We start from the raw sequence: 8,250 nt of genomic DNA, 5'->3' as shown, positions 1-8,250 counted from the left end.
TACGTCGTCGTCGCGAACCGTGCGTACCGCTGCCAGCGCTTCCGGATCTCGTCGGGCGTGTTCTCGACCTTCTCGCCCGCCATGACGGTGTCGATCAGGCCGACGACACGTACATCCCTGCCCTTGTCGCGCAGCAGACGCGCGACCGCGTAGGCGAGCACACCTCCGAGCGACCAACCGTAGAGCACGTACGGGCCGTCGCCCTGGATCTCCTCGATGAGCGGCAGGTACACCCTGGCGCGCTCGTCGATCGGTCCCTCGGTGCGTTCGAAGCCGTACATCGGTGTGCCGGCGGGGAGTCGCTTGAGGAGCGGCTCGTACGCCACGGTCGAGCCACCGGCCGGGTGGAACACGAAGACCGGCACCGCATCCGAGCCCTCGGGCCGCGGCCGCAGGGCACGGACGAGTCCGTCGATACGGTCGGACGATTCGAGGTAGCCACGCACGACATCCGCGAGTTTCTCGATGGTCCGGGATCCGCGCACGTCGTCGACGGTGATGGTGCCGCCGGACCGCTCCGTCAGACGGGCCGCGAGCTTCTCGGCCGTCTCGTCGTCGAGGGCGGGCAACGTGTTGAAGATGCTCTTCGCGGATCGGCCGGTGACGACGGCCCAGGACGCGAACGTCAGGCGCTCGGCGGCGTCGCGCGGGGGCACATCGACACCGCCATCATCGGTCGCCTCCGGTGTCGCCGGCTCCGCCGGGGCAGCGTCCTCCAGAATCTGCTCGGCCTCGGCGACGACGGTCGTGTCCTCCACGGAGGACACCACGTGGTCCTCGGCGTCCTCGGCCGCTTCTGCGGCACGCTCGGCGGCCTTGTCGGCGGCCTGCTGCTCGGCGAGCGCGGCGACCTCTTCACGATTGTCGACCGCGTACCTCAGGTACTCGGCGACATCGCGCAGGCTCGCGTCCTTCACCGCGGACAGCTGCAGTTGCGGAATCTCGAACTCGTACTCGACGCGGTTCTTGATGCGCACGGCCATCAGCGAGTCCAGACCCAGCTCGATGAGCGGGATCTCGACGGGAAGATCCTCCGGCGAGTAGCCCATCGATTCGGCGACGATCAGCGCCAGCCGGGCCTCGAGCGTCTGCGATCCGTTCGGATCCCATTTGTCGCCGAACGACTCGACGACCTCGGGCAGGTCCTCGACCGGGCCGGCGGAGCGTGCTGCAGGCGCCGCGGCGGGCGCGGGCAGCACCTCACCCGACGACACGACACCCTCGTACAGCAGGACGAAGCGGCCGTCGGTACGTGCATGCACCTGCACCGAAGCGCCGCCCGGATGCGGGGACAGTGTCGTGGTGAGGGTGCCCGCGGCGGGCACCTCGGCGTGCGGGACGGACGCGGTCAGCGCCACATCCGAGAGCACCTGCGCGGCGGCAGCGGTAACCAGCGCGGCGGGATCGGTGACGGAACCCGCCTGCACCTCCCACACGTGCCGGCCGTCGGGCAGCGCGACGTGCGCCCCCGGAATCCGGCCGTTGCCACCCGTACCGATGTGGGTCTCCACCCAGTACGGCTTACGGAGGAACGCGGTGCGGGGCAGATCCGCGTAACCGCCCTCGGGCAGCAGACTGCGCAGGTCCACGGCGTGACCGTGGACGTACAGCTGCGCGAGCGCGGTGAGTACGCCCAGCGACTCGTCTTCCTTGCGCTTGAGCGTCTGGATGAACTGGGCGTCCTGCACCCCGGCGTCGAACGCGGTCGCCGCAACGGACATGAGGGTCGCGGGATTCGCATTGAGCTCGACGAAGGTGGTGTGGCCGTCGGACAACGCCTGGCGCACGGCCTGCGTGAAGTACACGCTGTGCCGCATGCCCTTGGTCCAGTACTCGACCTGGTGGATCGGGTCGTGTCCGGCGCGGTAGTGGGTGTCGTCGACCGACGAGTACAGGCCCACCTTCAGTCGCTGGGGTTCGATGCCCGCGAGTTCCGCGGCGAGCTCACCGAGGATCGGGTCGACCTGCGACGTGTGGCTCGCACCCTTGGTCTGCAGCACACGCGCGAACTTCTCCGCGGCTTCGACGCGCGCGACGATCGCGTTGACCTGTTCCTGCGGCCCGCCGATGACGGTGTGGGTCGGGGCCGCGTACACGCACACCTCGAGCTGCGGGAAGTCCGGCAGCACGTCGGTGATCTCGGCCGCGCTGTATTCGACGAGCGCCATCAGGCGGATGTCGTCGCCCTCGAGCTGCCCCTCGGCCTCACCCATGAGACGCGAGCGGGCGCAGATGACGCGAACGGCTTCTTCGAGCGCGAGACCACCGGAAATGTAGGCACCGGCGGCTTCGCCCATCGAATGCCCGACGATCGCGGCGGGCTCGGCACCGTGATGGCGCAGCACCGCAGCCAAGCCGATCTGGATGGTGAAGATCCCGACCTGCGCGGTCTCGACGTCGTAGTCCTGCACGTCGTCGAGGAACTTGTCCTTCATCGAGTAGCCGGATTCGTCGATGATCAGCTCGTCGACCTCGTCGACGGCGCGGGCGAACACCGGATTCTCCAGATACAGCTGCTTGGCCATCTTCCGATGCTGCGACCCGAATCCCGAGAGCACCCACACGGGTCCGTTCGAGGCGGGGGCATCGGCGGTGAACACGCCCTGCGCGGGCTTTCCTGCGGCGACGGCACGCAATCCGGCGATGGCTTCGGCGCGGTCGTTCGCGATGACGACGGCGCGGGAACGGCCGTGGTTGCGGCGCGCCAGCGTGCGCGCGACGTCGGCGAGCGGCGTGATGCTGCCCGTTTCGGTCTCGAGCCAGTCGGCGAGGTCGGCTGCGGCGCGACGTCGACGCGACGGCATCGGGGCGGACACTGCCAGCACGACCGGCAGCTCCCGCACTGTCTCGGCCGGGGCTGCCGCGCTTTCCGGCAGCACCTCGACCTCGGCCTCGGAATCCGCCTGCCCCTCGGGACCGGTGTATTCGCGGACGACGACGTGCGCATTGGTGCCGCCGAAACCGAAACCGGACACACCCGCAACGGCGCGGCCCGTGTAGCGCGGCCACTTCGCGCCCTCCGGGATCACCTTCAGGTGTGCCTGATCGAACGGGATGTACGGGTTCGGGGAGGTGTAGTTCAGGGTCGGAGGAAGCTGATCCTCCTGCATCGAGAGCACGACCTTGATCAGACCTGCCGCGCCGGCGGCGGACTCGAGGTGACCGAAGTTGGTCTTCGCGGAGCCCAGCAACACGGGCCGGTCGGCATCGCGGCCACGCCCGACGACACGTCCGAGAGCGTCCGCCTCGATCGGGTCGCCCAGCACGGTGCCCGTGCCGTGGGCCTCGATGTAGTCGACGCCCGACGGAAGGATCTGCGCGTCCCGGTAGGCGCGGCGTAACACGTCGACCTGCGCTTCGGGGTTCGGGGCGGCCAGGCCGTTGGAGCGTCCGTCCTGGTTGACGGCCGATCCGGCGATGACCGCGAGAATGTTGTCGCCGTCGCGTTCGGCGTCGTCGAGGCGTTTGAGGACGACGAGACCACCGCCCTCGGCGCGGATCATGCCGTCCGCGTCGCCGGAGAACGCCTTGATGCGGCCGTCGGGAGCCATCACGCCCAGCTCGTCGAACCCGAGGGTGCCGGCCGGGGCGAGCAGCATGTTGACACCACCGGCGAGCGCCACGTCGGCGTCCCCGTCGCGCAGAGCTCGCACAGCCTGGTGCACCGCGACCAGCGACGACGAGCATGCCGTGTCGAGGGTGACGGAGGGGCCGTGGAAGTCGTAGAAGTACGAGACGCGGTTGGCGATCACCGCGGTGGAGGTGCCGGTGAGCGCGTAGGGGTGCGCGGCGGACGGGTCGCTGACCGCAAGGAGCATGTAGTCGCTCGCGGAACTACCGATGAACACACCGACCGAGCCACCCTTGAGGTCGCTGGGCGGGATGTGGGCGTGCTCGAGCGCCTCCCACGTCAGCTCCAGCGCGAGCCGCTGCTGCGGATCCACCATCTCGACCTCGCGCGGCGACATCGCGAAGAACTCCGCGTCGAAGCCCTTGACGTCGTCCAGGTAGCCACCGCGGGTGTTGGCGGCCGCGATGGCGGCCGACACCTGCGGGTCGTTCGCGAACTCGGACCAGCGGCCCTCGGGCAGATCGGTGATGCCGTCGCGGCCCGATGCGAGCAGATCCCACATCTGTTCGGGTGTGCGCACGCTGCCCGGGAAGCGGGTCGACACGCCCACGATCGCGATGTCCTTGGAACCGGACACGGCGCCGACCGCGTAGAACGCGTCGTCGGTGCCCTCCGGTTGCTCCGGCTCACCCTCGATGATGCGGGTGGCCAGCGACGCGATCGTCGGATGCTGGTAGGCGATGGTCGCTGTCAGGGTGACACCGAGGAGATCCTCGATTTCACCGCTGAGGGCGACGGCATCGCGGGACGAGAGGCCGAACTCCTCCATCGGACGATCGTCCGAGATCTGGGAGACCGGTTGCCCGGTTGTATCGGCAATCCAGTTACGCAGCCACTCACGCAGCTGCGCAACGGTCATTTCAATGTCAGCCATCAACCCACCACGCTACCCGGGAAAGAGAACAATTCTTACACGCTGTCGGGGAACGCCTGCTGCTGGTATCCACCACGCAGCGTTCCCTCGATGTAAGCCGCCTTGCATGCCCGGCGCGCGATCTTTCCGCTCGACGTGCGGGGAATGGAGCCGGCCGGAACGAGCAGCACATCGCGTGCCGTGACGCCGTGGCGACCGGAAATCGCCGCTCGTACGGCATCGGCGATGGGCTGCGGATCTGCCTTGCCGGCACCGGGGCCACGCTCGGCGACGATCACGAGCTGCTCCGATGCGTCGTCGACGTCGAACTGCAGGCCGGAAGCCGAGTTCTCGAAGACGTCCCGGGGCAGCTGGTTCGCGGGCACCGCGAACGCCGCCACGAAGCCGGGACTCAATGCCGAGCTGGCTTCCTGGGCATAAAATTCGAGATCCTGCGGGTAGTGGTTGCGGCCGTCGACGATCACCAGGTCCTTGACGCGACCGGTGATGTAGAGCTCGCCGTCGATGTAGACGCCGTAGTCGCCCGTCCGCAGCCAGTCGGCGTCGTCGCGGGTGCCGTCCGCGTGACTTCCCTCGGAGATTCGCTTCGCGATCCGGTTGTGGAAGGTCTGCTCGGTCTCGTCCTTGCGACCCCAGTAACCGATGCCGATGTTGTCGCCGTGCAGCCAGATCTCACCGACATGCCCGTCGGGCATCTCGGCGCCGGTCTCCGGATCGACGATTGCCGCCCACTGGCTGCGGGAGACATAACCGCAGGACACCTGCGGGATCGCGTTCTCGGCGTCGCGGTCGACCTGCTTGACGCGGCCCGCGTTGAGCTCGTTGCGGTCGACGTAGAGCACCTTGGCTTCTTCGGTGTGCTTGGTCGACGAGACGAACAGGGTGGCCTCGGCCATGCCGTACGACGGCTTGATCGCGGTCTTCGGCAGCCCGTAGGGCGCGAACGCTTCGTTGAACTTGCGCATCGACGACGTGGTCACCGGCTCGCTGCCGTTGATCAGGCCGATGACGTTGCTCAGGTCGAGTTCTTCGCCGTCCTTCGGCAGGCCGCGGGCAGCGGCATGCTCGAATGCGAAGTTCGGGGCGGCCGCGAACGTACCGGCGCCGTCGGAGACGGCGGCCAGTTCACGGATCCAGCGGCCGGGGCGCGCCACGAACGCCCGTGGGCTCATGATCGTGATGTATTTGCCGCCGATCGCCGGAAGGATCACGGTGAGCAGGCCCATGTCGTGGAACAGCGGGAGCCACGTGACGCCGCGCGAGCTTTCGTTGAGTTCGATCGAGTCGGCCATCTGGATCACGTTGGTGAGCACCGAACGGTGGGTGATCTCCACACCGGCGGGAACGCGTGTCGAACCGGACGTGTACTGCAGGTAGGCGATGTCGTCGGTCGACGTTTCCGGCCGGGTCCAGGAGTCGGCGACGGTGTCGGGGATCGCATCGACGGCGATGACGCGGGGACGCTTTGCCGCGGGCAGCGGCCGGAAGAACTGCCGGACGCCGGCGGCGGACGAGGTGGCGGTCAGGATCGCGCTGGGGGTGCAGTCGCCGAGCACCGCGTGCAGGCGGTCGGTGTGACCGGGCTCGTCCGGATCGAACAGCGGCACCGCGATGACACCCGCGTAGATGGCGGCGAAGAAGGACACGACGTAGTCGAGGCCCTGCGGCGCGAGGATGGCCACGCGGTCGCCAGGGTGTGTGACCTGCTGCAACCGTGCGGCGATAGCTTTGAGCCGCACACCGAACTGGTTCCAGGTCAGCTCATGGACTTCGCCGTCACGCTCACGGGAGTAGTCGATGTACCGGTAGGCGAGTTCGTCGCCGTTGGAGGCAATGTTCTGCTCGAGGTGATCGAGCAGCGTGTTGCCGTCCGGCAGTGTGATCTGGCCGTTCTCATCGATGAACTCTTCGAACCCGACGCTCAATTCCTTCTCCCTGTCGAAGCGATCCACAACCACCCGACATGGTTGCGCCCCAATTTTCCGCCGCCCTAGCGGACCGTCATAGCCATAAAGTCCTGGCAGCGCCGCAGCGTACGACGCATCGAACCGGTCCATCGGTCCGAGATCACGAATATGTTACAGATCGGCATCGTTCATTGTCCCGCGAGCAGCGGAACGACTGGGGCGAACGCCTCCATCTGCGATGGGAAGACACCAACATACGACATGCACGTACTTGCCCGCACATTTCTGCCCCGCTCGGCACGCTGTCGGCAGGAACCGATTGCGAGGTAGGACGATTCGAGGATTCTCTCCGCGCACAATCGGACGTCGACCTCGATGACCGGAGGCACCCCCGGCCGAGCGCGGTGAGAGCCGTCCCGGGCGCCGATGCGCGATCGCCGGTGACAATAATCATGGTTCCGGCCGAGCTCGACGCGCCGAACCGACGGGAACGGCCTTCGTCGGAATTGCCCTCGCCACAGGCGGCGAACCGAAACGTCCGGGGCCGGTCGGCATCAGTGCCGAGGGTGGCGCTCATCGAACCTCTTCTCCTGTGGCAATCCTTGTGTGCCACTATCCCGGTCCTTCCGGGTGCAGCCGAGGGACGAGTCTAAATGCCGGGCATTTGCTGATTGTACCGGGTGGTGACCTCCGACACTACCGGCCGGTAACTATCAGGAAGCGTCACTCCTCGCGGGGCTCCGGTGCAGAGCGAATCTTCTCGGCCGCCCACTGGGCCACCCACTGGGTCGCCGTGGTCCCGTTCTCGTCGACGACGAACGTGTTGTACAGGGCGTGGATCGGGTTGTTGACGTATTCGAGTATCCGGGGAGCGGCGAGTGCCCAGTTGGTCGGATTCAGTGCCCCGGCCGGCGCATCACAGATGCTGTCGCTCGGCGCGCAGATCTCCACGGTGCGTTCGGCGACCTCGCCGAACCCGCCGGGACGTTCTCCCGTCATCGTGATCCCCGGCAAGCGCAGACCGTCCAGCGAAAGCTCCGCTCCGACGCCGCCGACCGGCGGGCCGACCTGCGTCGCTGACGTGCCGTCCCGGCGGCCGTCGGCCAGGAGGGCGACACCGAGCACCCGGTCGGCCGGCACCGGACCGTCACCTGCCCCGATCTGCGCGGCAACATCACCCGCGATGACCGCTCCCTGCGAGAAGCCCATCAGCACATAGCTGGTCAGGGGACATTCCGCGAAGCGTCGCGTGAGGATGTCCACGGTGGCCGCGGTGCCCGCGCTCCGGCTGTTGTTGTACGACTGCTGGCCGTCCGGCGGGAAGGCGACCGGGTTCGAGAACTGCGCCACGTACGGCACGGTGTAGACGTCGGCGCGCTGCGGATCGAACTGCTCCTGCAGCGGCCGCGTCACATTGAGCATCAGCGACGCCGGGTTGGCGGACGGGTTGTACGGATCGTCGCCGATCGCCGACTCCCAGGTGCCGGGCACGGAGACCACCTGAACGTCGGGGCACGAAGCCGGCTGCGACTGCGTGTCGTCGATGCCGGGGATCGTGGGCGTGGGGCCGGGCAGCGACAGTCGGCCCGCGAGCACGTACCAGAGCACCAGCACGATCGCCAGGAGGAGCAGCGCTCCCACGATTACCACTGTGCGCCCGCGGCGCTGCTTCGTCCTGACCATGTGGTGCTACGTCTCCTAGCTGCAGTACGTGTCGCCCGCGACGGCGATGTACGTGTCGGCCGTCGTGGCTGCCTGTTCTGCCGTGAGCTCGGTTCCGGCGATGACCGACTCGCTGCCGACCAGTGCGGTCACGAAGGTCTTGATCTCTTCGGGGC

At 67.7% G+C, this 8,250-nt stretch carries 3 protein-coding genes; all 3 read right to left on the bottom strand.

The features are described from left to right. On the bottom strand, positions 1 to 4,490 hold a 4,490-nt coding region (gene pks13, locus Q8814_RS22525; protein WP_330154206.1), incomplete at its 3' end, for a polyketide synthase Pks13. A gap of 50 nt (positions 4,491 to 4,540) precedes the next feature. After that, on the bottom strand, positions 4,541 to 6,430 hold the full coding sequence (gene fadD32, locus Q8814_RS22520; RefSeq protein ID WP_330154205.1) for a long-chain-fatty-acid--AMP ligase FadD32: 1,890 nt from the start codon (positions 6,428 to 6,430) through the stop codon (positions 4,541 to 4,543). Between the two features lie 705 nt (positions 6,431 to 7,135). Beyond that, positions 7,136 to 8,095, bottom strand: a complete 960-nt coding sequence (locus Q8814_RS22515) for a cutinase family protein (RefSeq protein ID WP_330154204.1) — start codon at positions 8,093 to 8,095, stop codon at positions 7,136 to 7,138. Positions 8,096 to 8,250: the final 155 nt, after the last annotated feature.

The sequence above is a fragment of the Rhodococcus chondri genome, assembly GCF_036327435.1.
In the GTDB taxonomy this organism is placed as follows: domain Bacteria; phylum Actinomycetota; class Actinomycetes; order Mycobacteriales; family Mycobacteriaceae; genus Rhodococcus; species Rhodococcus chondri.
The sequence above is the reverse complement of the archived record's forward strand: the minus strand, read 5'-3'. Positions and strand labels throughout refer to the sequence as shown.

Excerpts from the sequence above, each read along its gene's own strand:
- Q8814_RS22515 (WP_330154204.1), bottom strand. The coding sequence starts at position 8,095 with ATGGTCAGGACGAAGCAGCGCCGCGGGCGCACAGTGGTAATCGTGGGA.